Origin of the sequence: Halorubrum ruber, assembly GCF_018228765.1 — an archaeon.
Lineage (GTDB): Archaea > Halobacteriota > Halobacteria > Halobacteriales > Haloferacaceae > Halorubrum > Halorubrum ruber.
On record NZ_CP073695.1, the window covers coordinates 1141772 to 1166245 of the forward strand.

Annotated in this window: 28 protein-coding genes, 1 tRNA gene and 1 pseudogene; 14 read left to right on the plus strand and 16 right to left on the minus strand. The window is 69.3% G+C overall.

Annotated elements, in window-relative coordinates:
* Positions 1-6: 6 nt before the first annotated feature.
* The 4 genes from J7656_RS05615 to J7656_RS05630 form a co-directional block, all read right to left on the minus strand.
* Complete coding sequence (locus J7656_RS05615) at positions 7-291, minus strand: translation initiation factor eIF-1A (RefSeq protein ID WP_004595341.1); 285 nt, start codon at positions 289-291, stop codon at positions 7-9.
* A gap of 100 nt (positions 292-391) precedes the next feature.
* Positions 392-1069 carry a P-loop nucleotide/nucleoside kinase family protein gene (locus tag J7656_RS05620; protein ID WP_211554353.1) on the minus strand — a complete coding sequence of 226 codons (678 nt, stop codon included), beginning with the start codon at positions 1067-1069 and terminating at the stop codon, positions 392-394.
* Positions 1070-1156: 87 nt separating this feature from the next.
* Positions 1157-1939: a S1 family peptidase gene (locus J7656_RS05625; protein ID WP_017344318.1), complete on the minus strand. Its 783-nt coding sequence runs from the start codon at positions 1937-1939 to the stop codon at positions 1157-1159.
* A gap of 111 nt (positions 1940-2050) precedes the next feature.
* Positions 2051-2125: transfer RNA gene (locus J7656_RS05630), tRNA-Val, on the minus strand.
* Between the two features lie 172 nt (positions 2126-2297).
* Between J7656_RS05630 and J7656_RS05635 the strand changes: the two genes are divergently transcribed.
* On the plus strand, positions 2298-3452 hold the full coding sequence (locus J7656_RS05635) for a M24 family metallopeptidase (RefSeq protein WP_017344319.1): 1155 nt from the start codon (positions 2298-2300) through the stop codon (positions 3450-3452).
* 48 nt (positions 3453-3500) lie between these two features.
* Here J7656_RS05635 and J7656_RS05640 read toward each other — a convergent pair.
* Positions 3501-4888 (minus strand): annotated as a pseudogene (locus tag J7656_RS05640) (NAD(P)/FAD-dependent oxidoreductase).
* 215 nt (positions 4889-5103) lie between these two features.
* Between J7656_RS05640 and J7656_RS05645 the strand changes: the two are divergent.
* Positions 5104-6459: a sodium-dependent transporter gene (locus tag J7656_RS05645; RefSeq protein WP_044965888.1), complete on the plus strand. Its 1356-nt coding sequence runs from the start codon at positions 5104-5106 to the stop codon at positions 6457-6459.
* Between the two features lie 64 nt (positions 6460-6523).
* On the opposite strand, the gene J7656_RS05650 is transcribed toward J7656_RS05645, so the two are convergent.
* From J7656_RS05650 to J7656_RS05665, 4 genes are all read right to left on the minus strand, one after another.
* Positions 6524-7180, minus strand: coding sequence for an AIM24 family protein (locus tag J7656_RS05650; RefSeq protein ID WP_017344322.1), 657 nt, complete (start codon positions 7178-7180; stop codon positions 6524-6526).
* Between the two features lie 111 nt (positions 7181-7291).
* Complete coding sequence (locus J7656_RS05655; RefSeq protein ID WP_211554355.1) at positions 7292-7957, minus strand: cytochrome c biogenesis protein CcdA; 666 nt, start codon at positions 7955-7957, stop codon at positions 7292-7294.
* Between the two features lie 36 nt (positions 7958-7993).
* Entirely contained in the window at positions 7994-8539 is a 546-nt protein-coding gene (locus J7656_RS05660; RefSeq protein WP_211554357.1) for a TlpA family protein disulfide reductase, read from the minus strand.
* A complete protein-coding gene (locus J7656_RS05665) occupies positions 8536-9231 on the minus strand; it encodes an SCO family protein (RefSeq protein ID WP_211554358.1) in 696 nt (231 codons plus the stop codon). Before J7656_RS05665 ends, J7656_RS05660 begins: the two co-directional genes overlap by 4 nt.
* Positions 9232-9439: 208 nt before the next feature.
* On the opposite strand from J7656_RS05665, the gene J7656_RS05670 reads away from it, so the two are divergent.
* Complete coding sequence (locus tag J7656_RS05670; RefSeq protein WP_004595330.1) at positions 9440-9646, plus strand: cold-shock protein; 207 nt, start codon at positions 9440-9442, stop codon at positions 9644-9646.
* A 177-nt stretch (positions 9647-9823) separates the two neighbouring features.
* Positions 9824-10531, plus strand: a complete 708-nt coding sequence (radB, locus tag J7656_RS05675; RefSeq protein ID WP_017344326.1) for a DNA repair and recombination protein RadB — start codon at positions 9824-9826, stop codon at positions 10529-10531.
* Between the two features lie 189 nt (positions 10532-10720).
* On the opposite strand, the gene J7656_RS05680 is transcribed toward radB, so the two are convergent.
* On the minus strand, positions 10721-11860 hold the full coding sequence (locus J7656_RS05680) for a CBS domain-containing protein (RefSeq protein WP_017344327.1): 1140 nt from the start codon (positions 11858-11860) through the stop codon (positions 10721-10723).
* A 126-nt stretch (positions 11861-11986) separates the two neighbouring features.
* On the opposite strand from J7656_RS05680, the gene J7656_RS05685 reads away from it, so the two are divergent.
* From J7656_RS05685 to J7656_RS05700, 4 genes are all read left to right on the plus strand, one after another.
* Positions 11987-12127, plus strand: coding sequence for a hypothetical protein (locus J7656_RS05685; protein WP_017344328.1), 141 nt, complete (start codon positions 11987-11989; stop codon positions 12125-12127).
* A gap of 57 nt (positions 12128-12184) precedes the next feature.
* On the plus strand, positions 12185-12865 hold the full coding sequence (locus J7656_RS05690) for an HAD family hydrolase (RefSeq protein WP_017344329.1): 681 nt from the start codon (positions 12185-12187) through the stop codon (positions 12863-12865).
* Between the two features lie 83 nt (positions 12866-12948).
* On the plus strand, positions 12949-13725 hold the full coding sequence (locus tag J7656_RS05695; protein ID WP_017344330.1) for an aldo/keto reductase: 777 nt from the start codon (positions 12949-12951) through the stop codon (positions 13723-13725).
* A 93-nt stretch (positions 13726-13818) separates the two neighbouring features.
* Positions 13819-14712, plus strand: coding sequence for a bifunctional methylenetetrahydrofolate dehydrogenase/methenyltetrahydrofolate cyclohydrolase (locus tag J7656_RS05700; RefSeq protein ID WP_017344331.1), 894 nt, complete (start codon positions 13819-13821; stop codon positions 14710-14712).
* A 505-nt stretch (positions 14713-15217) separates the two neighbouring features.
* Here the strand turns inward: J7656_RS05700 and J7656_RS05705 are convergent.
* Entirely contained in the window at positions 15218-16642 is a 1425-nt protein-coding gene (locus J7656_RS05705; protein WP_017344332.1) for a bifunctional metallophosphatase/5'-nucleotidase, read from the minus strand.
* 238 nt (positions 16643-16880) lie between these two features.
* On the opposite strand from J7656_RS05705, the gene rpl7ae reads away from it, so the two are divergent.
* Genes rpl7ae through ndk form a run of 4 tightly spaced genes read left to right on the plus strand, consistent with a single transcriptional unit; the run spans position 16881 to position 18148 of the window.
* Positions 16881-17243, plus strand: coding sequence for a 50S ribosomal protein L7Ae (gene rpl7ae / locus J7656_RS05710; protein ID WP_004595322.1), 363 nt, complete (start codon positions 16881-16883; stop codon positions 17241-17243).
* A gap of 6 nt (positions 17244-17249) precedes the next feature.
* Positions 17250-17474 (plus strand): 30S ribosomal protein S28e, encoded by a 225-nt coding sequence (locus tag J7656_RS05715; protein WP_004595321.1) that lies wholly within the window; start codon positions 17250-17252, stop codon positions 17472-17474.
* A 3-nt stretch (positions 17475-17477) separates the two neighbouring features.
* Positions 17478-17672 carry a 50S ribosomal protein L24e gene (locus J7656_RS05720; RefSeq protein ID WP_004595320.1) on the plus strand — a complete coding sequence of 65 codons (195 nt, stop codon included), beginning with the start codon at positions 17478-17480 and terminating at the stop codon, positions 17670-17672.
* Complete coding sequence (gene ndk / locus J7656_RS05725) at positions 17669-18148, plus strand: nucleoside-diphosphate kinase (protein WP_026046299.1); 480 nt, start codon at positions 17669-17671, stop codon at positions 18146-18148. Before J7656_RS05720 ends, ndk begins: the two co-directional genes overlap by 4 nt.
* A gap of 167 nt (positions 18149-18315) precedes the next feature.
* Here ndk and J7656_RS05730 read toward each other — a convergent pair whose 3' ends face one another.
* The 4 genes from J7656_RS05730 to J7656_RS05740 all read right to left on the minus strand — a co-directional run bounded on the left by J7656_RS05730 (position 18316) and on the right by J7656_RS05740 (position 22392).
* Entirely contained in the window at positions 18316-19596 is a 1281-nt protein-coding gene (locus J7656_RS05730) for an outer membrane protein assembly factor BamB family protein (protein ID WP_211554359.1), read from the minus strand.
* Between the two features lie 112 nt (positions 19597-19708).
* Positions 19709-20428, minus strand: a complete 720-nt coding sequence (locus tag J7656_RS05735; protein ID WP_211554360.1) for a carbonic anhydrase — start codon at positions 20426-20428, stop codon at positions 19709-19711.
* 86 nt (positions 20429-20514) lie between these two features.
* Positions 20515-20649, minus strand: coding sequence for a hypothetical protein (locus J7656_RS15070; protein ID WP_017344336.1), 135 nt, complete (start codon positions 20647-20649; stop codon positions 20515-20517).
* A gap of 69 nt (positions 20650-20718) precedes the next feature.
* Entirely contained in the window at positions 20719-22392 is a 1674-nt protein-coding gene (locus J7656_RS05740; RefSeq protein ID WP_211554361.1) for an ABC transporter substrate-binding protein, read from the minus strand.
* Positions 22393-22532: 140 nt separating this feature from the next.
* On the opposite strand from J7656_RS05740, the gene phoU reads away from it, so the two are divergent.
* Entirely contained in the window at positions 22533-23207 is a 675-nt protein-coding gene (gene phoU / locus J7656_RS05745; protein WP_017344338.1) for a phosphate signaling complex protein PhoU, read from the plus strand.
* Positions 23208-23324: 117 nt separating this feature from the next.
* Positions 23325-23669 carry a hypothetical protein gene (locus J7656_RS05750; protein ID WP_007345096.1) on the plus strand — a complete coding sequence of 115 codons (345 nt, stop codon included), beginning with the start codon at positions 23325-23327 and terminating at the stop codon, positions 23667-23669.
* Between the two features lie 37 nt (positions 23670-23706).
* On the opposite strand, the gene J7656_RS05755 is transcribed toward J7656_RS05750, so the two are convergent.
* A complete protein-coding gene (locus J7656_RS05755) occupies positions 23707-24417 on the minus strand; it encodes a ZIP family metal transporter (RefSeq protein WP_017344340.1) in 711 nt (236 codons plus the stop codon).
* Between the last annotated feature and the right edge of the window lie 57 nt (positions 24418-24474).

Sequence of the window (24474 nt, forward strand, 5' to 3'; positions counted from 1 at the left end):
GTTCGACTACTGAATGTGGCCTTCGCGGCGGAGCTGGTCGGCGTCCTCGTCCTCGTACCGCCACTCGACGTTCGCCTTCTCGTCCTGCCAGTCCCACGGTTCGGCGAGGACCACGTCGCCCTCGCTGATCCACGTTCGGTACTTCATGCGGCCGGGGATCCGACCGAGCCGCTCCTCGCCGTCGGCGCAGCGCAGCTGAACGTGGTTGCCGCCGAGGTGTTCGGTCACCACGGCGAACACTTCGTCGTCGTTGGGCATGCGGAGGTTCTTCCGCCCGGATTCTTCGCTCATACCACCAGTAGTGCGTTCGCCCGTATAAGTGATTGGAGACGCGTGTGTACCCCCGTCATGCGATCTGATCGCACGAAACCGGTGCCGCGGAGGGCGACGCTCACTCCGCGTCGGTGACCGGGGCCGAGCGGTCGCCGCAGTCGGTGGGCTGGTCTTCGCCGCCCTCGTTCTCCCCGAACGCGGCGTCGATCTGCGCGAACGTCTCCGCCTCCGTGCCGGAGTTGTCGACGACGACGTGGTCGGTCGCCACCTCGTCGAACAGCTCCTTGAAGTGGAGGTGGATCTCGAAGTCGGCGTCGCTGATCCCGTCGCGGCGCTCGATCCGGCGCTCGACGACGGCCTCGTCGCAGGCGACCTCGACGAGGTCGAACTCGGCGGCGGCCGCGGCGGCCGTCTCGCGGGCGTCCGCGCGGAACCGGGCGTCCGCGAACGTCGCGTCGAGGACGACGGCGTCGCCGGCGTCGACGTCGTCGCGGGCGCGTGCGAGGAGTTCGGCGTAGACGGCCTCGGTCTCCGCGTCGGTGTACTCGGGGTCGTCGAACAGCTCCTTGCGTATCACGTCGGTCCGGCGGATCCGCCCGTCGACGTGGTCCGCGACCCGCTCGGCGACGGTCGTCTTGCCGACGCCGGGCAGGCCGCAGACGACGACCAACCGCCCCGCCAACCCCTCGTCGTCGTCGACCGAGGTCGACGGCGTTGGATCGAACGAATCCGCCGTTTCACCGCTTGAATCGGGGGATTCGGTTCGGTCCGACGCTCGGCCACCGCGGTCACTCATCTGTCCGTACCCTCCGGGCTAGCGTAAAAGAAACTTCGCATTGAGCGCCCCCTACGGTCCGGGGTCCGGGCTCGCTCCGGCTGGGACTCAGAACTCCTCGACGTACCGGTTGAGGACCGAGGTGTCATCGTGAGTCGCCCACTCGTAGTCGGTGAACTCCTCGTACACTTTCAGGTCGACCGGCTCCGGCCGCGGGGAGTTCAGCTGATCCCGGGGTACTCCGCCGGTCGTGATCCCGACGACCGCCCCATCGAGCGTGAGGAGCGGCGCGCCGCTGTTGCCGCTCAGCGAGGGGACGGAGGTAAGCAGCGTCTCCCCGTTCCCGCGCTCGACGTACCGCCCGATCGACACGACCCAGTCGCCGATCCCGAACGGGTGGCCGACCTGAATGAGCGGCTGTCCCGTCTCGACCGAGTCCGACTCGCCGAGAGAGAGCCGGTTAGTTGGCGAGAAATCCGTCTCGAGGACGGCTACGTCGTGGTACGGGCTGTTCAAGTAATCAGACGCTCCCACGAGGTCGGGCTCGAACTTTTCGCCGGCGATCGGCCACGCCTCGAAGCGCTCGTTGCCGTCGACGACGTGGCTGTTCGTGAGGAGCCGACCGTCGTCGAGGAACCACGCGGTGCCGCCCGCTCCGTTCTCGCCCCTGATCACCGCGACCGCCTCGCGGACGTCCTCCCCCAGCGACTCGGCGCGGTCCAGCTCTTCCTCTGTGAATCCGCCCAGTTCGGGCGGTTCCGTGTCCTCCACGTTCCCGGAGAGCGCTCGACGCTCGACGGCGTCCGGAATCGCTCCGCTACATCCCGCGACGCCGGTGACCAGTCCGGTTGCCCCGACCGTGATAACCTCTCTCCGAGTCCGATCCTCCATGAGATAATACTATCAACTGTCGGTATATAGGTTAATATGCGAAACCGTACCGGTCTCGTGTTCGTTATGGTACGTAACGTCCTCGTCGTACTGTTTTCGCGTATAAGGAAGTGGGTTGGGGCGGATTTGAACCGCCGGCCTCCTCCATGTCAAGGAGGTGTCATAACCGGACTAGACTACCAACCCGCAGGGGCTTACTGACGCGTCTCGTCGTATCCGGGGGACGTAATTGAACCTTTCGTTTCGGGGATCCGGACGGGGGGAGTTACCGCCCGCCGATCGGGAGACGGCAGGCCCTCGGAGCCGACGGCGCGACGGCTTTCGACTGTTTTTACCCGCTCGCCGACAGTCCGTCCGTATGGTCGACCTTGCCGCCCGCACGGAGAGGCTCGACGCGTACCTCGACGAGCGCGGGCTCGAAGCGGTCTGGTTCGCCCGCCCGAACGGGTTCGCGTGGCTCACCGGCGGCGACAACGTCGTCGACGCTGACGCGCCAACGGGCGTCGCCGCCGCCGGCTACGACGGCGAGCTCCGCGTGATCACCGACAACATCGAGGCGGATCGGCTCGCCGACGAGGAGCTCCCGGACGCGTTCGCGGTCGAGTCGGTCCCGTGGCACGCCGGCTCGCTCGCCGAGGCCGTCGCCGAGCGCTCGCCCGCGCCGGCGGCCGCCGACTTCGACGTGCCCGGCTTCGAGGGCGTCGACGGGAGCCGACTCAGGCAGCCGCTCACCGACGACGACGTCGAGCGCTACCGCGAGCTGGGCCGCGAGGTCGCGGCCGCCGTGGAGACCGTCTGTCGGAACCTCGAACCGGAGGACCCCGAGTACGAGGTCGCGGCCGGCATCGACATCTCGCTCGCCTCCCGCGACGTGGATACGCCGGTCGTCCTCGTCGGCGGCGCGGAGCGGGCGCAGGCGTTCCGCCACTACACGCCGAGCGACGCCGCCCTCGGCGACTACGCGCTTGTCTCCGTCACCGCCGAGCGCGCGGGGCTGTACGCCTCGATGACGCGCACCGTCGCGTTCGACGCCCCCGACTGGTTCGAGGAGCGCCACCGCGCCGCGGCGCGCGTCGAGGCGACCGCCCTCCGAGCCACCGAGGCCGCCGCGGCCGGAGCGCTCTCCGGAGGCGGGGAGGGCGCCGACAGCGACGCACCTGACCCCGACGCCCCCGACACCGCCGGCGACGTCTTCGAGGCCATCCGAGCGGCGTACGACGAGGTCGGCTTCGCGGACGAGTGGGAGCAACACCACCAGGGCGGCGCGGCCGGGTTCGCTGGCCGAGAGTGGATCGCGACCCCCGAGAGCGACGAGCCGGTCCGGCGCCCCATGGGCTACGCGTGGAATCCGACGGTTCAGGGGACGAAAAGCGAGGACACGCACCTCGTCACGTCCGATCTGACCGAGCGGCTCACGAAGACGGGCCGCTGGCCGACTCACGAGGTCGAGCCGGTCGATGTCTCGGGGATCGATACCGAACCCGTCGAGTTAGCGGCGCCGGTGATCCGGTAAGGAGGGCGATACCGCCGGTACCGCGCGGACATCCGCGCGAACGCGGCGTCAGTAGACGTACTCGCTCTCGTCGATGCCGACGTAGTTCTTCTTCACCCGGCGCTTGTTCCACTTGTAGCCGAGCAGGAGCTTGGCCGACTCCCAGCCGGAGCGGTACGGCTGCGAGAGCAGGCTGCCGCCCGCCTCGGCGGCGAGCATCGCGTCCGCGGCGCCGATGACCCGGTTCCAGTCGTCCGGCTCGTACTCCGCGACCATGTCCGCCATCGTCACGTTGCGGACGACCTCGTCACCGATCGCCTCCTTCCAGCGGCGGTTGTAGGCGGCCAGGTCGCCCTCGGCGGCGAGTTCCCCGGCGATCGCGCCGGTGCGGACGGCGACGTGGTCGCCGCCCTCGTGGAACGCCGAGGTCGTCCCCATCGCGCCGCCCGCGACCGCGATGCCGGCGTCGACGGGCGAGTCGATCGGCCGGGTCGACGAGATCGGATACGTCTCCGTCCCGTTCCGCTTCCCGGCGTCCTCGACGACCGGGAACTCCTCTCCGACGTCGTATTCGTCGCCGTACTGCCACTCTAAGAGGCGACGGATGTACTCGCCGCCCTGCGGGATCGACTCGTCGTCCTCGTGGAGCAGCGCGTACTCCGAGGCGTCGACCTCGTCGATGTCGAGGCCGATCGGCATCGTCAGCCCGACCCGACAGACGCGGTCCGCGTTCGGGAAGATCCACGGGTACGCGGTCTCGCCGGGCATCACGCCCCACCAGAAGACGAGGGCGTCGTTCACTTCCTCGAACACCTCTTCGGGGACGCGCCGGTACTCCTGATAGGCGATGTGGTTCGCGGTCCGGGAGGCTAACCGTTCCGAGGCCTGCGCGTCCGCGGGGAGGTACTCGTCTAGGACGCGGTTCGTCACGGTCCGCTGCGGGCCGTCGGCGAGGACGACGAAGTCGGCGCCGACGGTCCCCCCGTCGGCGAGTTCGAGCGTGTGTCGCGGGTCGTTGTCGTCCGGGGTCACCGAGAGATCGGTGTCGACGCCGCGGACGGAGGTGCCGACGCGGTACTCGGCGCCCGCGTCCTCCGCGCGGTCGCGGAGCCAGTCGTCGAAGCGCGCACGCTGGAAGGTGTACCCGAACTTGTCGTACGAGGAGTCGATGCCGGTGGCGGTGAGCGTCGCCGACTCGTCCGGGCCGCGGAACTCCGCGCGGTTCAGCTCGCGCTGGACGACCCCGTCGTCGAACTCGTCGGGGTGGATCCCCATGATGTCCACCCAGTAGTCCAGGATTCCGGCCGCGTCGGTTGAGTCGGGACCGAGGCGGTCGCGGTCGGCCCGGGGACCCCCTTCTCGATGACCAGCGCGTCCGCTCCGCCGGTCGCCGCCGCGTGCGCCGCGGACGACCCGGCCGGCCCGCCGCCCACGATCGCGACGTCTACGCGTTCCATACCCCGTGAGGTCTCTGTCCGGCTATTAAATTCACGGTCCCCGATGCGGATCGGTCTCGGCCGTTGCTCCGGGGCGATTCTCGGCGACTTTGAGGGTCCCTCGGCGCCAGTCCGTCCTCGTCACGCCGGTGCCCGATTGATCACGTTCGATGATTAACGGTAAGAGCGGCAGAGAGACACGTTTTTACACGGTTGGGGATCTCTCTCAGATATCAATGGCACGCGAGACGTGGGCAACGCGGATGGGGTTCATCCTCGCCGCGGTGGGTAGCGCGGTCGGGCTGGGGAACGTCTGGCGGTTCCCCTTCATCACCGGCCAGTACGGCGGATCGTCGTTTCTGATCACCTACTTAGCGTTCGTCGCGCTGATCGGGTTCCCGGCGATCCTCGTGGAGTTCGTCATCGGGCGGCGGACCGAGAGGAACCCCGTCGGCGCGCTGCGGGAACTGGGGAGCGGCGTCTGGTCGTACGCCGGGTGGCTGTTCGTCGTCACCGGCTTCGTCATCCTCTCGTACTACAGCGTCGTCGCGGGCTGGTTCCTCCGGTACACGCTCATTGGGATCACGGAGGGATACACGCTGACCGATCCGTCGGAGGCGAACGCGCTCTACCAGTCGGTCTCGGCCGGTCTCGACGCGGTCGTCTTCCACGCCTTGTTCATGCTGCTCGTCGTCGGCATCATCGCTGCCGGCGTCAGGCGCGGGATCGAACTCAGCGTGAAGGTAATGGTGCCCGCCATTCTGGTGTTGCTCGTCGGCCTCGCCGCGTACGGATCGACCCTCGATGGCGCGAGCGCGGCGTACGCCTACTACCTCTCGCCCGACTTCGGCACGATCGCCGCTAACTGGACGGAGATCCTCCCCGCCGCCGCCGGACAGGCGTTCTTCACCCTCTCGCTCGGAATGGGCGTGATGATCACGTACGCCTCCTATCTCGGCGAGGACCGGAATCTCGCGGCCGACGCCGGGGCCATCGCGACGATCGACACGCTCGTCGCAGTCCTCGTCGGCTTCGTCGTCTTCCCCGTCCTCTTCTCGGTCGGTATCGAGCCGGGGACGGGCGGTCCCGGCGCGATCTTCGTGAGCCTCACCGCCGCGTTCGCGGGGATCCCCGGCGGTCGAGTCCTCGGAATCGTCTTCTTCGGCATGGTCGGGATCGCGGCGCTCTCCTCCGCGATCAGCATCCTCGAAGTGCTCGTCTCCTACCTGATCGACGAGGTCGGCGTCGCTCGCGTGCCGGCCGCGGCTGCGGTGGGCGCGGCGGTGTTCCTGCTCGGCGTGCCCGTCGCGGTCGACACGATCTTCCTCGGTCTGTACGACGGGCTCGCGTACGGCATTCTGCTCGTCCTCGGCTCGCTGCTGCTCGTGCTGTTCGTCGGCTGGGTCGTTCCGGATCTGGGCCGCGAAGAGCTTCGGAAGGGGATCGCGGACGTCGGCGGCCTCGACGTCGCGTGGATCTGGGTCGTTCGGCTCCCGGTCGCTATCGTCATCCTCGTCTCGCTGATCCTCGGCGTCACCGACTACGTCGACTTCCTCACCGGCGGCTTCGCAGACTGGCTGGCGGCGCGGTAATCTGGCAGCGCGGTAAGCCGACGGCGCGGTGGCCGCGGTCGCGGGGTCGACCTCTCGCCCCGCCTCAGACGTGTTCCTCTCGCGGCTGGACCACGACGAAGCCGCCATCGCCGTCGAAGCGCATCTGGTAGCGCTCGCCGGACTCCTGACCGATCATGTCCGAGAGGCTCCGGTTGACTTCCACGTCCGGCGAGGTACCGCTCCACGCGACGGTCGCGCTCGGGTCGGTCGCCACGGGCGGTTCTAAGACGATCGGGTCGCCGTGGGTGGTGAGCGCGACGTACCCCGGTCCTTCGAGGTAGACGTTGCTGAAGCCCCCAGCGAGCGCGCCGGCGAGGCTGTCGATGGCGCTGATCTCGTAGGAGAGCGACTCCTCGAACGCGAGCACGTCCTCGCCGTTGACCGTGATCGACTCGCCGGCGTCGAGCTCGACGACCTGAACCTTCTTCCCGTCGTCGGCGAAGTAGACGTGGCCCTGTCCCTCGACGGCCATGATCGGCGTCCCCTCGCCGGTGGCGGCCTCCTTGAGGAACCCGGTGATGCCGCCCTCCGCGGAGGCCTTCCCGGTGAACGACACGTCGCCGGTGAACGCCACCATTGAGCCGGCCTTCGCCATGACGGTGCCGTCGACGTCGACGTCGAGGGTGTAGCTGTTCTCGCGCTGGAACGGTTCCGCGCTGTCGGTCGGTGCGTTCTCGGCGGTGAACTCGTCTAGGTTCATGGTACGGGGACCGAACCGTTCGGTTCGGCTGTACGGAGATTCCGCGGTATCACTTAAGAACCTACGGGAGACTCGGGAACGTCCGACACCGATCGGCCGCGTCGCCGTCGGTCAGTACACGACCAGCGAGAGGTACAGCTGGCCGATCCCCGCGACGACCATCACGACGCCCGCGATCCGCTTCAGCAGCCCGGCGTGAGCCATCACCCGGTTCGCGTTGCTGACGAGGCCGACTCCGGTCGCGACGGTGGTCGCAGCCATCAGGACCGCGACGGTGCCGGCGTAGACGGCGACGACGAGGAGCGCCGCCTCGGACGGGAGCGCGATCGCGCGGGCGACGACGCCGAGGAACACCGGCGCGACGCAGCCCGCTCCGGCCAGCGCGTACCCCGCGCCGAAGACCCCGAAGCCGAGGACGCTCGACCGCCGCTCGGGAAGGGGAACCGATATCGACGGCATCCGGCCCGAGACTACGAGCAGCCCGAAGACGATTAACAGCCCGCCGACGAGCGTCTCGAAGACGGTGATGTTCGACAGCGTCGAGTAGCCGACCCGGACGGTGGCGCCCGCGAGCAGCGCGAACGTCGCTAACACGCCGACTGCGGCCGCGACGCCGCGGGCTCCGGCCCCGAGGACCGATGCGGAGTCGGCCTCGACGGAGTTCACATAGAAGCCGACGTACCCCGGGAGGAGCGGGTACGCGCACGGCGAGAAGAACGTCGCCACGCCCGCGGTCACGGCGAAGGGGACGTTGGTCGCGAGCGAGATGTCGGTCATCGGCGGTTCCGTCCGTTCATCGACCGGCTCGCCCCGTCATCGGTCGAGCGCTCGTTCGATTCCCTCGACTAACTCCTCCGTGCTGTGGGTCCCGGAGGTGGCCCACCGGACGCGTCCGGAGGCGTCGATGGCACGGGCGCTCGGGTAGCCGCCCACGTTGAGCCGCGCGGCGAGTGCGGTGGTCACGTCAGCCGCAACGAGCCAGTCGCCGTCGTTCTCGCGCCACCAGTCGACCACCGTCTCCTCGCTCACCGAGCCGCCGACGTCCTCGGGCGTCACCGAGACGAACAGCACCTCGTCGCCGAGCCGGTCGTGCGCCTCGGCGAGGTCCGGCATCTGCTCGACGCAGGGGCTACACCAGGTGGCGAAGAAGTCGACGAACGTCGGCCGGTCGGGCGCGGGGAGTGTCACCTCGCCGTCGCGGCTTCCCGGAGCGTCGACCGTGTCGAGCGTCACCGGCTCGACCGGTTCGGGCGCGTCGCCGCCGCCGACCGCGTCGGGGATCCCGCCAGTCGCGACGGCGCCCGCCCCACCGAGGACGCCGACGCTCGCGAGCCCGGCCAGCAGGTGTCGGCGCCTCACGCCGTAACCACCCGTCGGAAGTCGTCCACCAGCCGTTCGATGTCGGTCTGCGGGCCCCTCGGGTACGCGCGCTCGACGATCCCCTGCTTGTTCGCGAGGATGATGAGCCCGTAGTGCGGGAACCGGTACTCCAGGTTCTCGATGTCGTCGGCCGGCTGCTTCTCGATCACGAGCCCGAACTTCTCGTCGTGTATCTCCTGGGCCCGCTCGTAGGTCTCCGGGCGGAGGAAGTGCCAGTTGCCCGCGTCGAGGTCGACGCCCTGCTGGTCGGCGTACTCGCGCAGGACTTCCTCGGTGTCGCGCTCGGGGTCGAACGTGATCGGGAGAAACGCGGCCTCGTCGCCGAACCCCTCCTCGGCGGCGACCTCCTGCGCGCGGCGCAGCCGGAGGATGAGCGCCGGGCACACTCCGTCCGGGCAGTGGGTGTAAAACGAGGTCCACAACACCGCGCGCTCACCCTCGAACTCCGAGACAGTGATCTCCTCGCCCGCGATCGGATCCGGGACGGTGAAGTCGGGCATTTCCTCCCCATAGCTCGGGTGAGACGCCTCACTCAGGTCGATCTCCGGCGGGCCGAGGATCGTTCCCTCGGGACCGGACTCGCCGAGGACGCCGGCGCAGCCGGCGGTGGCTGTCGCGCCGGCGGCGGCGCCGGTGGCGGCGAGCGAGCGGAGGAAGTGGCGGCGGTCCATGTCGTTGTCCGACCTACGTGGTCGCTCGTAAATGAACCCCGCGGCTGGTTGCGCGCGGTGAACACGACCGAGAGAGTTGGAACATCGACCGTAGCGGCCAGAGACGAGGCGGTATTCGGCGTTTCTCGGATAGACGAACGTCCGGAACCCCCGTGGTACCGTGCCCCTCGCAAGGGTTATCCCCGAACGGGCTGTACGTTTATTCGCAATGGCAAACGGTAAGGTTGATTTCTTCAACGACACTGGCGGCTACGGTTTCATCTCGACTGACGACGGCGACCTCGACGACGACGAAGACGTGTTCTTCCACATGGAAGACGTCGGCGGCCCGGACCTCGAGGAGGGTCAGGAAGTGGAATTCGACATCGAATCGTCCCCCAAGGGACCCCGCGCGACGAACCTCGTCCGCAACTAACCCCCACGTAGCGGACGGCGCGTCCGCACGCACTACCGGATTTCGGCTGTCGCTCGACGCGATCGACGCCTATCTCCGTTTCTTTCACACTTATTACACCTCGACGAGCGACGGCGCTCGCCCGGACGGGTGCCGCGATCGACCGTTTAAATACGAGCGCGAGCGAATCGCTCGGTAGTGAGCGATCCGATCCCGACCGGCTGTCGCCCGGTCGACGAGCTGTTGGGCGGCGGCTTCGAGCGCGGCGTCGTCACGCAGGTGTACGGGCCGCCGGCGGCGGGGAAGACGAACCTCGCGCTCGCCGCCGCGGTCGAGGTCGCGGGCGGCGGCGACCGCGCCCTCTACATCGACACAGAGGGGCTCTCGATCGACCGCTTCGAGCAGATGGCTGAGGGGCGGCTCGACCGGGGCGACGGCGACGACTCCCTCGAGGAGCTCGCCTCGCGGCTCGTCATCTCGGAGGCGTACGACTTCCACGACCAGCGCGAGGCGGTCCGCGACGCCGAGGAGCTCGCCGAGGAGGTCGAGCTGATCGTGTTGGACTCCGCGACCGGCTTCTACCGCCTTGAGCGCGCCGGCGACACCGAGGGCGGCGAGTCGCTCCGCAAGGTCGCCAAACAGGTGACGCACCTCCTCTCGCTCGCCCGGCGTCACGACATCGCCGTCGTGATCACGAACCAGGTGTTCACGGACCCGGAGGGCGACCGCGACCGCGCGCTCGGGGGCAACACGCTGAACCACTGGACTGGCGCGATCGTTCGGGTCGACCGGTTCCGCGGCGGGAACCGTCGGGCAACTCTGGAAAAACACCGCTCGAAGCCCGCCGGAGACACCGCGACGTTTCGGATCGTGGGCGACGGGCTCGCTGAGGGGACCGACACCTGAGCGTCACGAGGGACGAACCGAAGCGGACAGCGGCGGAGGCAAAGACGGGGGACCGAACGCTCGTAGCGACCGATCGAGGTCCGTTGACAGCGTCGAGATCCGTCGACGGGGTCGGCGAGCAGGTCGGCGGTGTCGGTGAGCAGGTCGACGGCGTGACGACTGCGCCCGCCGATTCGGGCGCCTATCGGCTCACAGCTCGCCGAGCTTGCGGAGGAGCTGGCCGCGGTACTCCTCGTCGGCGTTGACGCCCTTGATCTCGAGGACGTTCCGCTCTAACTTGTCGAGCGCGACGTGGAAGGCGTGTTCGGCGCCGTACCCCTCGCCGGAGCCGCCGACCTGGCCCTCGTTGGTGCGGAGGCGGATCTGACACTGGATCAGGGGCGTGCCGCGGAGCTTCTCCTTGTGCGCGTGGAGCCGGACGTGCGCGTGGATGACGTGCATGTCCGCGTACTTGTCCGCGACCTGCTCGATGGACTCGACGATGTGTTCGCGGGTGGTTCCCTCCAGCAGGTCGACGTTGGTGATCTGGACGTCCATCGAGTCCTGCTCGGTGAACGTGAGCGCGCGCAGCACGTCGGTCTTCGTCACCATCCCGGCGACGGTGTCGGCGCCCTCGGGCGTGACGACTAACCCGGAGACGTCGTTGTCGAACATGCGCTGGACGACGGTCTGGGCCGTCTCGTCGTGCGCCGCCGTGACGACCGGGCTCGACATGATGTCGTAGACGGGGATGTCGAGCATGCGGTCGATGTCGCCCGCGCGATCGCCGCTGCCCTGGCGCTCCTGGTCGCGGACGACGAACTCCACGATGTCGTTGGTGGTAACGACGCCGACGAGGTCGCCGTCGTCGTCGAGGACGGGGAGCCGGGAGACGCCGTTCTCGCGGAGGCGGTTGATCGCGCGGCCGACGCTCTCCGTCTCGCCGATGCCGATCACGTCCTCGGTGGCGATCTGGCCCACGGTGATCGCGTCGAGGCTGTCGAGGACGGCCTCGAGGATCTGGTCGACCGTGACGATCCCGAAGAGCTTCTCGCCCTCGTAGACCGGCGCGATCTTCACGTCGCCCTCGACGAGGAGCCGGGCGGTCTCGCGGACGTCCTCGTGGCGGTCGACCGAGGGCGCCGGCTTCATCACCGCCGACACCTTCGTGTCGTCCTCCATGCGCGAGCGCATGAGCTGCTTCTCGCCGACGACGCCGGCGTACTCGCCGTCCTCGACGACGACGATCCCCTTGGGGTTCTCTCGCTCGAAGATAGAACGGACCTTGGCGAGCCGCTCGTCGACGTCGACCTCGACGTATTCCGGCACTGCGATATCAGAGATGTTCATAGTCCGTTCTGAGGATTCGACGGGCCGGGTATTGAAAGTGCGGGAGTCGTCGCGCGCGGCGGCGACCGTCGTCTGACGGTCGAAATTCGCCTGAAGGTATTTGGGCGTCGCCGACGAAGTCGGGACGTGAAGCTCTCGACCGCGCTGATCGCCGTCGGCGTCGCGCTGATCGTGATTCCGCTCCCCGTTCCGATCCCCTTCGTCGGCGTGATCGTCGGCACCCTCGCGCTGCTGGCCGGGCTCGTTCTCCGGCTGTTCGGCGTGTGAAGCGCCGCGCTCCCGGCGTGTGAAACCTTTTTGCCCGTTACCGTCACAGAGAGAGGCGTGTACGACGCCGTCGTCCTCGACAACGACGGGGTGTTGGTCGGGCGGACGCCGTTCGACACGCTCCGCGAGGCCGCGTGGGACGCGTTCGTGAGCCTCGGCGTCGAGGATCCGGACCTCGCGCACGTCGACGACGTCGCCGTCGGCGTCGACCCCGCGACGCTGACCGACATCTGCGAGCGCTACGGGGTCGACCCGGCGGAGTTTTGGCGTGTCAGAGACGAGACGGCGGCCGCGGCGCAGATCGACGCCGCGCGGAGGGGGCAGAAGACGCCGTACGACGACGTCGACGCGCTCCGCGCGCTGGACGCCTCGCTCGGCGTCGTCTCCTCGAACCAGCAGGCGACCGTCGACGCGCTCCTCGACCACTTCGGGCTGGCGGGCCGCTTCGAGGTCGCGTACGGCCGCGAGCCCTCGGTGGCCAGCCTCTCGCGGAAGAAGCCCTCGCCCTATTACATCGAGCGCGCCCTCGAGGACCTCGGCGCCGAGACGGCGCTGTTCGTCGGCGACAACGAGTCCGACGTTCGCGCGGCCGACAACGCCGGCATCGACTCGGCGTTCATCCGCCGTCCCCACCGGCGGTCGACGGAGCTCTCCTGTCATCCGACCTACGAGATCGGCGACCTCCACGACCTCGTGAGCATCTGCGGGCGGGCCCCCGAGGCGGACGACTCGGCCTGAGGGCGCCCGCCGCCGCGGCGACGGTGGCCGTCGGCGGCGCCTGGTCCGAACCGCTTTTTGACCGCCCCACGCGATTCGTTCGTATGAACCTCCCGCCCGTCGGCCTCGGAACGATGGGGATCGACGACCCGGACGCGGTCGCGACCGCGCTCTCGCTCGGCTACCGCCACCTCGACACCGCCCGGATCTACGAGAACGAGACGGTCGTCGGCGAGGGGCTCGCAGCGGGGCTGGCCGGCGGGGAGTTCGACCGCGAGGACGTGACCGTCGCGACGAAGCTGTGGATCGACGACCTCGCGGCCGACGCGGTCGCGCCCGCCGCCCGCGAGAGCGCGGACCGCCTAGGCGTCGACGCGATCGACCTGCTGTACGTCCACCGGCCGCGCGGCGACTACGACCCGGAGGCGACGCTGCCCGCGCTCGACCGGTTGGTCGACGAGGGGCTCGTGCGGAACGTTGGCGCCTCGAACTTCGAGCTCCCGGACCTCGACCGCGCGGTCGACGTCCTCGACGCGCCGCTCGCGGCCCATCAGACCGAACTTCATCCGCTCTTTTATAAACCGAAGCTGCTCGATCACGCCCGCGAACACGGCTATCCGGTGGTCGCGTACTCGCCGCTCGCCGGTGGGCGAGTTCGCGAGGTCGACGCCGTCGTCGAGGTCGCGGACGCGCACGGGACGACGCCCGAGGCGGTCGCGATCGCGTGGGCGACCGCGAAGGATCCGGTGGTGACGATCCCGAAGGCCTCGTCCGAGGCACACCTCCGCGCGAATCTCGCCGCGGCCAACCTCGAACTGACCGAGTCGGAGGTCGCCGCGATCGACGCCGTGGAGCGCGAGGCGGAGCTGTTCCCGGAGTGACCGATCCTCATACGTGGATCAAATCCGGGATGAGACGAGTTCGATGACCACGATCCCGCGTCATTTTTATCGCGGGGGCGACGACGGTCGCACATGACGGAGATCATCGACGGGGAGGCGGTCGCGGCGGACGTGCGCGACGCGGTCGCCGACGAGGTGGCGCGGCTGTCCGGCGAGGGCGTCGAGCCGGGGCTCGCCACGGTGCTGATGAGCGACGACCCGGCCAGCGAGACGTACGTCTCGATGAAACAGCGCGACTGCGAGGAGGTCGGCATCGAGAGCGTCCACGTCGAGATCGACGCCGACGCGCCGGCCGAGGAGCTGTACGAGACGATCGACGACCTCAACGATCGCGACGATGTCCACGGGATCTTGGTCCAGCTTCCGGTCCCCGACCACGTCGACAAGCGGACCGTCCTCCGACAGATCGACCCGGAGAAGGACGTGGACGGCTTCCACCCGGAGAACGTGGGGCGCCTCGTCGCGGGCGACGCCCGATTTAAACCCTGTACGCCGCACGGCGTCCAGAAGCTCCTCGACGCCTACGACGTGGAGACCGAAGGCGCGGACGCGGTCGTCGTCGGCCGTTCCGACATCGTCGGCAAGCCGATGGCGAACCTCCTGATCCAGAAGGCGCCGACCGGCAACGCGACCACGACCGTCTGTCACTCGCGGACGGAGGACTTGGAGGGGAAGCTGGCCGGCGCGGACCTCGTCGTCGCGGCCGCGGGCATCCCCGAGTTCGTCGACGGTTCGATGCTGAAGGCGGGCGCGACCGTGATCGACGTGGGGATCAACCGGGTGGACGCGGACACGGAGAAGGGGTACGAGCTCGTCGGCGACGTGGAGTACGAGTCGGCGAGCGAAGTGGCGGGGGCGATCACGCCCGTCCCCGGCGGGGTCGGCCCGATGACGCGCGCGATGCTCCTTTATAATACGGTGAAGGCGGCCGGGCTCCAGCGCGACGTCGACGTGAACTTGGACTGAGACTGCGAGGCAGCGGATTCGGCCGGTTCGCTCGCGGTCGTTTATAAATAGTTGAACAGGCGTTTATAAATAGCTGATAGCGGAGCGGCGGCGAATACCTCCAAAGTCCCAGCCGCTCGGCGATACGTGACTGGCTCTCGACAAGCGGAGACCGCCTCCAAAGCCCCAGCCGCGAGGACTCGCGCGGCTTGCTGTCGTTCGAGACGCCGCCGGCGTCTCGTGATGACGAAACGGCTTCGCCGTTTCGAACCACGCTCCTCGCTCGTTCGCTTCGCTCACTCGCTGCGGTGCTTGCGGCGCCGTGCTTCGCCCTCGCGGCTGCCCCTTTGTATCCCGCCCCGCCCAGCACAGCAACCGCGCCTCACGCCTCCCCAGCCTCGTCGGTCGCCTCCGCTTCGCTCCGGCGACCGACTCCCTCGCGCGTGCTTCTCGCGCCCGAGGGGCGCTCGAAGGCACGCGCCACCGCGTCTGTTTATAAACAATCGCTCGTTGCCGCGACTCCCGTTCAGTCGTCGTCGGCCGCGGCGGCGTGGTTCCGGATCTCGATCCGGTCTTCGATTTCTGGGTTGATGCCGTGTTCGCGGGCGTACGCCGCCAGCACCTCGTACTGGATGTCGGCCTCGTCGATCCGGTGGCGTTGGGCGAGCGTCGGGTACTCGTGTTCGGAGTGGAGCAGATACTCCGAGACGGCGACGGTGTAGCGCGCGTCGGGGTCGATGGGCTCGCCGCCGACGGTGGCCTCCAGGATGAGTTCGGCGTCGTCGTCCCAGACGACCCGGGCGTTCGAGACGTGGCCGTGCCACCAGTCCTCCTCGCCGAAGTCCACGTCGGGGGCGGCCATCTCGCGGAACACGTCGTGGAGTTCCGCGCCGGTGACCGAGGCGAGCGCGACGGGCTCCTCGAACGGGATCAGGGAGATTAGGTCGGCCTTCGTCACGTCGCCCGCCCACGGGTCGCCCTGTCGGAGCCCGCCGGCGTTCGACAGCCCTACGTCGGCGTCGTGGACCCACCGGAACGCGTCCGCGACGAAGTTGCCGACGCGGCACTCCCCGCCGTGGACCACGTCGCCCGACCGCTCGATCGGCTCGTCGACGACGTCGACGGTCTCGTCGAGGTCGGCCGCGGCCATCCGCTCCGCCAGCGCGTCCGCGAGGTCGGGCGCGGGGTCGGCCCCGTCGGGCTCGTGAAGCGTCGCGATCGGCGGGTCGGCGTCGAGATCGATCTCGGCCACCGTCTCCCCGTTGACCCCGGGTCGGACGAGCAGCGTGTCCGCGACGACCTCGTTCCGGCGGCTGTGGACGTGGCCGCCGAGGATCGCGTCGACGTCGAGCTCGCGCGCGAGGTCGTCGTCGCCCGCGCCGAGGTGCGAGAGGACGACGACGTGATCGAGCGGATCTGTATCCGCGTCCCCCTCCTCCCCGCGCTCGGCGACCGCCGTGCGCATCTCCGCGAGCGCGTCGCGCGCCGCGGCGACCGGGTCGTCGAAGGAGAGCTCCGCGGCCATCGGGTTCAGCGAGTCCGTCGCGGGGTCGGTGACGCCGACGAACCCGACCGTCTCCCCGTCGACCTCGCGGGTCGCCCACGGGACGACGCCTTCGTCGCGGCCGAACGGCTCGCCGTCCTCGTCGCGGACGTTCGCGGAGACGAACGTCGCGGGCGAGTCGGCGACGAGGCCGCGGAGCGCGTCGGGACCGTAGTCGAACTCGTGGTTGCCGAACGTGTCGAAGACGGTGTCAGTCGCCTCGTAGAAGTCGAGGACCTGCCTCCCGGTCGCGACCAGCGAGAGGACGCCCGGCGCGGTCGTGTCGCCGGTGCCGACGACCGCGGCGTCGGGGCCCGAGAGCGCCCGCACCCGACCGGCGAGGCGGGCCGCCCGCTCCGGGGCGTCGAAGACGTTCTCGATGTCGGAGTAGTGAACGAGGCGGACCATTCGTTGGCCGAATGGAAGGGCGAGCCGGGCTTAAAAAGCGCGGAGTCGGTCTGCCGCTGCGGTCCCTCGGTCGTCGGCCCGTGATCCCCGCTCGCACACGCGCGGGTCATTGAAAGCGCTTTTATGGATGTCCGGACTACGACGGGGCACAGCCTCTGTGGGGTCGATGATGTGCCGTTCCGTTAGGGACCGACCACGGGACGGACACGCGAGCCTACACGGAGGATAGGAGAAACATATGCCCGTTTACGTAGACTACGACACCCCGGCGGACCTCGCGGAGCGATCCCTCGAAGCGCTCGAGGTCGCCCGAGACACCGGTACAGTAAAGAAAGGAACCAACGAGACCACCAAGGCCGTCGAGCGCGGCAACGCCGACCTGGTCATCGTCGCCGAGGACGTCTCCCCCGAGGAGATCGTGATGCACCTCCCCGAACTCGCCGAGGAGAAGGGGATCCCGGTCGCCTTCGTCGACACGCAGGACGAGGTCGGGCAGGCCGCCGGCCTCGAGGTCGGCTCGGCCGCCGCCGCCGTCGTCGACGCCGGCGACGCCGCCGACGACGTCGAGGACATCGGCGAGAAGGTCGCGGAGCTCCGATAACCACCCATGAGCGCAGAAGAGGGCACCGGCGACTCGACGACCGCGGAGGTCATCGAGGTCGTCGGCAAGACCGGGATGCACGGCGAGGCCATGCAGGTCAAGTGCCGCATCCAGGAGGGATCGAACCAGGGCCGGATCATCACCCGGAACGTCCTGGGTCCCGTCCGTCTGGGCGACGTGCTCCAGCTGCGGGAGACCCAGCGCGACGCCGACTCCATCGGAGGCCGATAACCAATGGTCGAGACACGCACCTGCGATTACAGCGGTGAGGAGATCGAGCCCGGCACGGGCACGATGTTCGTCAAGAAGGACGGCACCGTCCTCCACTTCGTCGACTCGAAGGCGGAGAAGAACTACTTCCTCGGCCGCGAGGCGCGCGACGTCGAGTGGACCGAGGAGGGCCACCGAGCCGGAGGCGACGAGCAGTGAGCCACCACGACGAGCGCACCTTCGTGATGGTGAAGCCCGACGGCGTCCAGCGCGGACTCATCGGCGAGATCGTCTCTCGCTTCGAGGACCGCGGGCTCAAGCTCGTCGCCGGCAAGTTCGTCCGGCTCGACGAGGAGCTCGCGAAGGACCACTACGGCGAACACGAGGACAAGCCGTTCTTCGACGGCCTCGTCGAGTTCATCACCTCCGGCCCCGTCTTCGCGATGGTGTGGGAGGGCGCGGACGCGACCCGCCAGGTCCGCGCGATGGTCGGCGAGACCGACCCGACCGAGTCGCCGCCGGGCACGATCCGCGGCGACTTCGGCCTCGACCTCGGCCACAACGTGATCCACGCGTCGGACCACGAGGACGAGGGCGCCAACGAGCGCGAGATCGACCTGTTCTTCGACGACGAGGAGCTCGTCGACTACGACCTCGACACCTCGGCGTGGGTGTACGAGGACGAAGACCACTGACGCCGCGGCTCTCGGAACTTTTCACTTTTCGCTGCGCCCGACGCCCGCCGAGCCCTCGCTCAGTCGACACACCGCGTTTCCGGTGAATCCCGCCCGGTGACTCGTCGCGGTCTCTCGGTTTCCGTGAGGAATCTGCTTATAAGTCGACCGTGAACGTCCACGCCCTCTCAGGTGTCGACCGCGATCGCGGTCCCGTCGTCGGCGACCACGATCACCTCGTCGCCGCCGTCGCCCGTGACGTCGGCGAACAGGGGGCCGCCGTAGGCGACGACGTCGCCGGCGTCACCCCGGGCGATCACCTCGCCGCTCTGGGTCATCGCGAGCACCCCGCCGGCCCGGTTGACTACCACCGGCGCGCGCTCGCCGTTCCCGTCGACGTCGCCCATGCGCGGCTCGTTGATCCGGGTCGACGCGCCGTACTGCTGTTTCCAGACGACCTCGCCGTCGAGGAGGTCGACCGCCCACACGCTCCCGGAGCCGCCGACGTACACCCGCCCGGGGTCCGAGTCCCCCACGGCGATCGGGCGGTCCTGGAGCTTGACGTCGTACCGGTCCGACCCGTCGCTCGCCTCTACGGTCTCGATGGTCCCGCTCGCGCCGCCGAGCGCAAGCACCGGCCCGTCGCGGCTGTCCGCGGCGTTCCAGCTGAGCGGGTTCACGCTCGGCTCGGTCGTCCAGCGCGTCCCGCCGTCGCCGTCGAGCATGTGAACCGTCGCGGGGTCGCCGGCGGTCGTCAGCACGGCGAGCCCGCCCCGCTCGCCGGCCTCGGCGTCCGGTTCGACGATGAGCGGCCGACGGCTGATCTCGCCCGACAGCGAGGCCTCGGCGACCGAATCGCCCGCGGCGTCGACGACGCGAACGCCCCCGTCGGTCGTGACCGCCGCGATCTCCCGGTTCCCGTCGCCGGTGAGGTCGCCGACGGCCGGTCGGAGCCCGGCGGGGCCGCCGAGGTCGACCGCGAACCGCTCCGTCCCGTCCGCCGCGTCGAGAACGACGAGCTCGCCCGACGCCGTCGTGAGCGCGACCACCGAGTCGCCGCCGAGGGTGCTCGCGGTGAGGCCGCTGACGGCGACGGGATCGCCGCCGTCCGCTCCGTCGGAGTCGTTCCCGTCGGCGTCTCCGCCGCCACCGGTGCCGCCCCCGCCGCCGCGCTCCGCGTCCGGTCCGGAGACCGGAACCGTCCACGGAGTCTCGTTGGTGCCGGCGACCGTCGCGGTGACGACCCGCGACCCGTTCTCGACCGCGGGCCGGAGGAGGAGCGGGTCGCCGTCGACGGTCGCGACCACGGCGCCGCTGCCGTCGTCGCCCGCCGCCGGCTCGGACTCCCACACGACCGTGGTCTCCGTCGTGGCGTCGTCGACGCCGACGAACGCGAACAGCGCCACGCCGACGCCGGTCGCGCCGCCGGCCAGCAGAATCAGCGTCGCGAACAGGACGCGTCGGTCCATTTGAACCCCCTTCGGGCGTCGCCGTGAAACGGTTGTCGGATGCGGGCCCGACGGTCGTCGGACGCGGCCCCTCCGGTCCGCGGCGGTCGGGAGACGTGTTCGGGGTCGCCCCCTACGGCTCCAACAGCGTCGCCACGCGGTCGGCGTGCGCCTCGCCGACGAGGTCGCGCAGCGCCGCGGGGTCGCGCTCGCCGTCGGCGTTCACCAAGTAGACCGCGCCGTCGCGGTCGCCGTAGACCCCGTGGAGGTCGTAGACGAACCCGTACACGGTCGCGTCCGCCGCCTCCTCGCTCTCGCGGGCGAACGCGACCTGCTCGTGGACGTTGTACTCGACGAGGCGGTCGCGGACCGAGATACCGGCATCATCATCCGGATTTTTGTCGACCGCCTCACCGGCGACGGCCGGATCGTTCAGCCCGTCCTCGACGATCGGGAGCAGCGCCTCGATGTCTGCGCGGACGCCCGGTTCGGCCGGGAACTCCCCGGTGCGGGCCGCCGTGAGCGCGGCGTCGACGGCGCCGCACCCGGTGTGGCCGACCACGACGAGCACCTCGGTGCGGGTGTGTCGGAGCGGGTACGCGACGCTCCCGTCGAGGACGCGCTCGCCGTCGACGAGGGCGCTCACGCTGTTGCCGATGGCGCCGGAGGTGAAGAGGAATCCCGGCTCGTCGACGGCGAACATGCCCTCTTGGGAGACGCGCGAGTCGGAACAGCAGACGGAGACCACGCCAGGGCGCTGCCCGTCGCGGTGGCGGTCGAAGGAGCCGGACGGGAGCGCGGCGACGTGGTCGTCGTTGCGGTCGAGGAGGTCGACGAGTATCGCGCGGTGCATACCGTCTCGACCCGGCGGGAGAACAAAAGCGTCGGGGCGGGAGGACTCTCGGGACGCGGGCGATCCGCGCCGAGGGGGCGGCCCTGTCAGGCGACGAGTCCGACCGCCGCGACCAGGAACCCGACGACGAACACCGCGATGAGCGCGACCGTCGCGATCACGACCGCCGGCGCGAGCGCCTCCTCGTTCTCGTCGAGAACGAAGTCTTCCATGTTCTGCATGTCCGGAGCGTCGTCGCGGCGGGATTTGAACGCTTCGACCGAGGCCGCGCTACCCGCCGAAACGGTCCGTCACTGGTCGAGCCAGACGTTGTTGTAGTCGCTCAGGACCCGCGGGTTGTACTGCGAGCGCGGGTGGGCGACGAAGTCCTCGACGTAGTCGCGGACGCCGATGGAGACGCGCAGGCTGTAGCTGGGCAGGTGGACCCGGTCTTCGAGCACCGTCGGAATGATCGACTCGTACAGCTCCCGACGCTCGTCGATGTCGCTGGCGCGTCGGGCCTCGATGATGTCGGCCATGAGGTCGTCGTTCTCGTAGTAGGTTCCACTGGTGGCGCCGACCTGACCGTCGTGGAACAGGTTGTACACGTACGAGTCCGGATCGGGACCGCCGAGCCACCCCAGCGCGTACATGTTGTAGTCGTCCTCGTTGCCCGTGGTGTACGAATCGAGGAACGTCCCCCAGTCGTACCGGCGCACCTCCGCGTCGTAGCCGGCCTCGTCGAGTCCGTTCGAGACCGAGATGCCGATCTGTTCGCGGAGGTCGTCCGGCGGCACGATGATACGGAAGTTGTAGTCCTCGGGCACGCCCGCGTCCGAGAGCAGCTCCGCGGCGCGGTCGACGTCGCGGTCGTGGCCGATGTCCGCCCACTCGTCGGTCGGGAAGTCCCACGAGTCCGCGACCGGGAGCGGCACCGGCGCGTAGTTGCGCTCCCCGGCCGGCTCGATGAAGTTCGAGACCGCCTGGTCCATCGAGACGGCGTAGTCGATCGCCTCGCGGACCTGCGGGTCCGCCGTCGGCCCCTCGTTGCAGTTGAACGCGATGTAGTAGTAGGAGATGCCGGGCTCGGACTGGAGCGACATGTTGTCCGCGCTCTGGACCGTCTCCCACGTCTGGGGCGTGATCCCGTCCGCGACGTCCGACTGACCGGTCTCTAAGGAGACGACGCGCGTCGTGCTCTCCTCGACCGGCTCGAACCGGAGCCGGTCTAAATGCGGCAGCGTGTCGCCCCAGTAGTCGTCCCACTTCACCAGGTCGACGAACTCCCCTTCGGTCCAGTCGTCGAACTCGAACGGCCCCGAGCCGACCGGCGATTCGAGGTTAAACGCGTCCTTGTCCTCCTCCCGGACCGACTCGGGGACCACGCTCCGCGTCAGCGCGAGCGTGTAGAAGGGGCCGTACCCGTACTGGAGGTCGATCTGGACGGTCCGGTCGTCGACGATCTCGATCGCGTCGATCATCTCGACGTCCGGCGCGTTGGCCGTCTCCTCCTCGACCGGCGCGAGCAGCGAGTACCTGACGTCCTCGGCGGTGACCGGGTCGCCGTTCTGGAAGCGCGGCCCGTCGCGCAGCTCCACGACGTACCGCGTCCCGTCGCGCTCGACGGTCGGCTCCTCGCTGGCGAGGTGCGGGACCGGGTCCGTGCGCTCGTCGTAGGCGTACAGCGGCTCGAACACCTGCGAACACACCTGCTGCGAGTAGATGTCGTTGACGACGATCGGGTCGAACTCGATCGGCGACACCTGCTGTGAGTACACCAGCTCGCCGCCGCTGACGGGCTCGCTCTCGCCGTCGGCGCCGTCGTCGGTTCCGTTGCCGTCGTTTCCGCCGGTACCGTCTCCGGCCGTTCCGTTCCCGTCGCCGTCGGAGCCGCGGCCGGCGCACCCGGCGACCGCCCCCGCCGTCACTCCGGTCGCGAGGCCGCGAAGCACGCGCCGCCGCGACTGGTCGAGTTTCCGTGACATTGCCCGCCGTTTCGCCCCGATATATAAATCAACGTACACACGGGCAGCGTTCGACCCTACGTCGGACAACCGGAGACAATCTCCGCTACTTCGCCGTTGCCGACGTGTTTTTGTGCGTCGGGCGAGGCGGATACGCCAAGATGCCACGCGAACAGTACCAGACGAAGCTCGAGGGGCTCCGCGACGACGTCCTCTACATGAGCGAAGTGGTCGCCGAGCGGCTCCGCATGGGGCTCGACGCCCTCGAACGGCAGGACGAGGAGTTGGGCGAGGAAGTGATCACCGGTGACGCCGAGATCAACGACCTGTACCTTGAGCTGGAGGGGCAGTGTACGGACCTCATCGCGCTCCAGCAGCCGGTCGCCGGCGACCTGCGGTTCATCGCGGCGTCGTTCAAGATCATCACCGACCTCGAACGGATCGCGGACCTCGCGACCAACCTCGGCGAGTACGCCAAGCGGGCGGACCGCGAGGTCTTCCCCGACGTCGACGTCCAGCGCATCGGGGACGACACGCTCGCGATGCTCCAGGAGGCGATGGACGCGTACGCGGAGTCGGACCCCGAGCGCTGTTACGCCGTCGCCGAGTCGGACGACGACCTCGACGCCGCCTGCGAGGCCGCGAGCGAGCTCGTCGTCCGCGACCTCATCGAGCGCGACGAACTCCGCGAAGAGGAGGACGTGGAGGGGACGATGCGGAACGTCTCGCGGCTCCTCCTCACGATCCGCGACCTCGAACGCGTCGGCGACCACGCGGTGAACATCGCCGCCCGGTCGCTGTACATGATCGAGAACGACGACGAGCTGCTGTACTGATCTGAGTCTGTACCGACCGGGGACGAGGACTCGCCGCGTCGGCGGGCCGTCCGCGACGTGTCACCGAGCGTGACGCTGTCCCCGGCTTATATCCCTCCGACCGGAGACGGCGTACACATGGTTCTCGGAGCAATCGTCTCGTTCGTCGTCGCGCTGTTAGTCGGTGGATTGGGAATTTACGTCAGCGGACGCGTCGTCGCGGGCGTCGACGACTACTCGCACGCGGTTATCACGGCGCTGCTCGGCGCCCTCGCGTGGGCGATCGGATCGCTGATCCCGGTGATCGGGTCGGTGGTCGCGCTGGTCGCGTGGGTGTGGGTCATCAAGTGGCGCTACCCCGGCGGCTGGAAGGACGCGGCGATCATGGGGCTCGTCGCGTGGGCGGCCGCCTTGGTCGTCATCGCCGTCCTGAACGGCGTTCTCGGTCTCGGAATCAGCGCGTTCGGCGTCCCCGGCGTGTGAACCGCTCGTCACGGCTCCCGCGGCGACGCGGTGCCCGTCAGACCGCGACCCACCACGCCACGGCGACCGCGACGCCGCCGAGGATCGAGCTCAGGACGGCGTGTCGGCGGAGCCGGTCCCGGAATCGGTGGCCGTCGGCGTCGTGGTCCGCGGCGTCGACCGGGCACGTCTCGCTCCCGGTGGTACACTCCGGCAGCAGATCGACGGCGACGTGAAGGAACACGCCGGCGGCGATGCCGAAAAGGAGCCCGCGAGGTCCGCTCTCCGGCGAAAGCCCGGCGATGCCGACCGGGAGGGCCACGATGCCGACCGCCGCGGCGGGCAACAGCAGGGTGACGACGGACTGCCCCCGCTCGGCGAGGCGACGGGCCGCGGCGTACCCGGCGGGCGCCTTGTGCGAGACGAGCGCGACCCCGAGGACGGAGGTGAGCGAGGGCATCGCCGTGTAGATCGCGCCGATGATCGCACCGGCCGAGAGCGCGTGAACCGTCAGCTCGGCCGTCGTTCGATCGACGGGGAGATCCAGATGGGTGAACCGGTGTCCGACCGTGTGACCGGCGTACCCGCCCAGGAAGCCGACCGCGATGCCGAGGCTGCCGAGTCGACCGTGCTGGCCGAGCGCCTGCGGGATCAAGAAGAGCGCGGCGCTGGTCACCATCGCGCCGCTGGCCAGCCCGTACCCCCAGACCGGCTCCAAGGGGTGGCTGCTCCGCACCGCACGCGCGCCGAGCGGTGCGCCGACCGCCATCGCCGCGAACGCGGTCCAAGAGACCGCCACGAGCTTCCAATTAACCCCGTCGGCTAT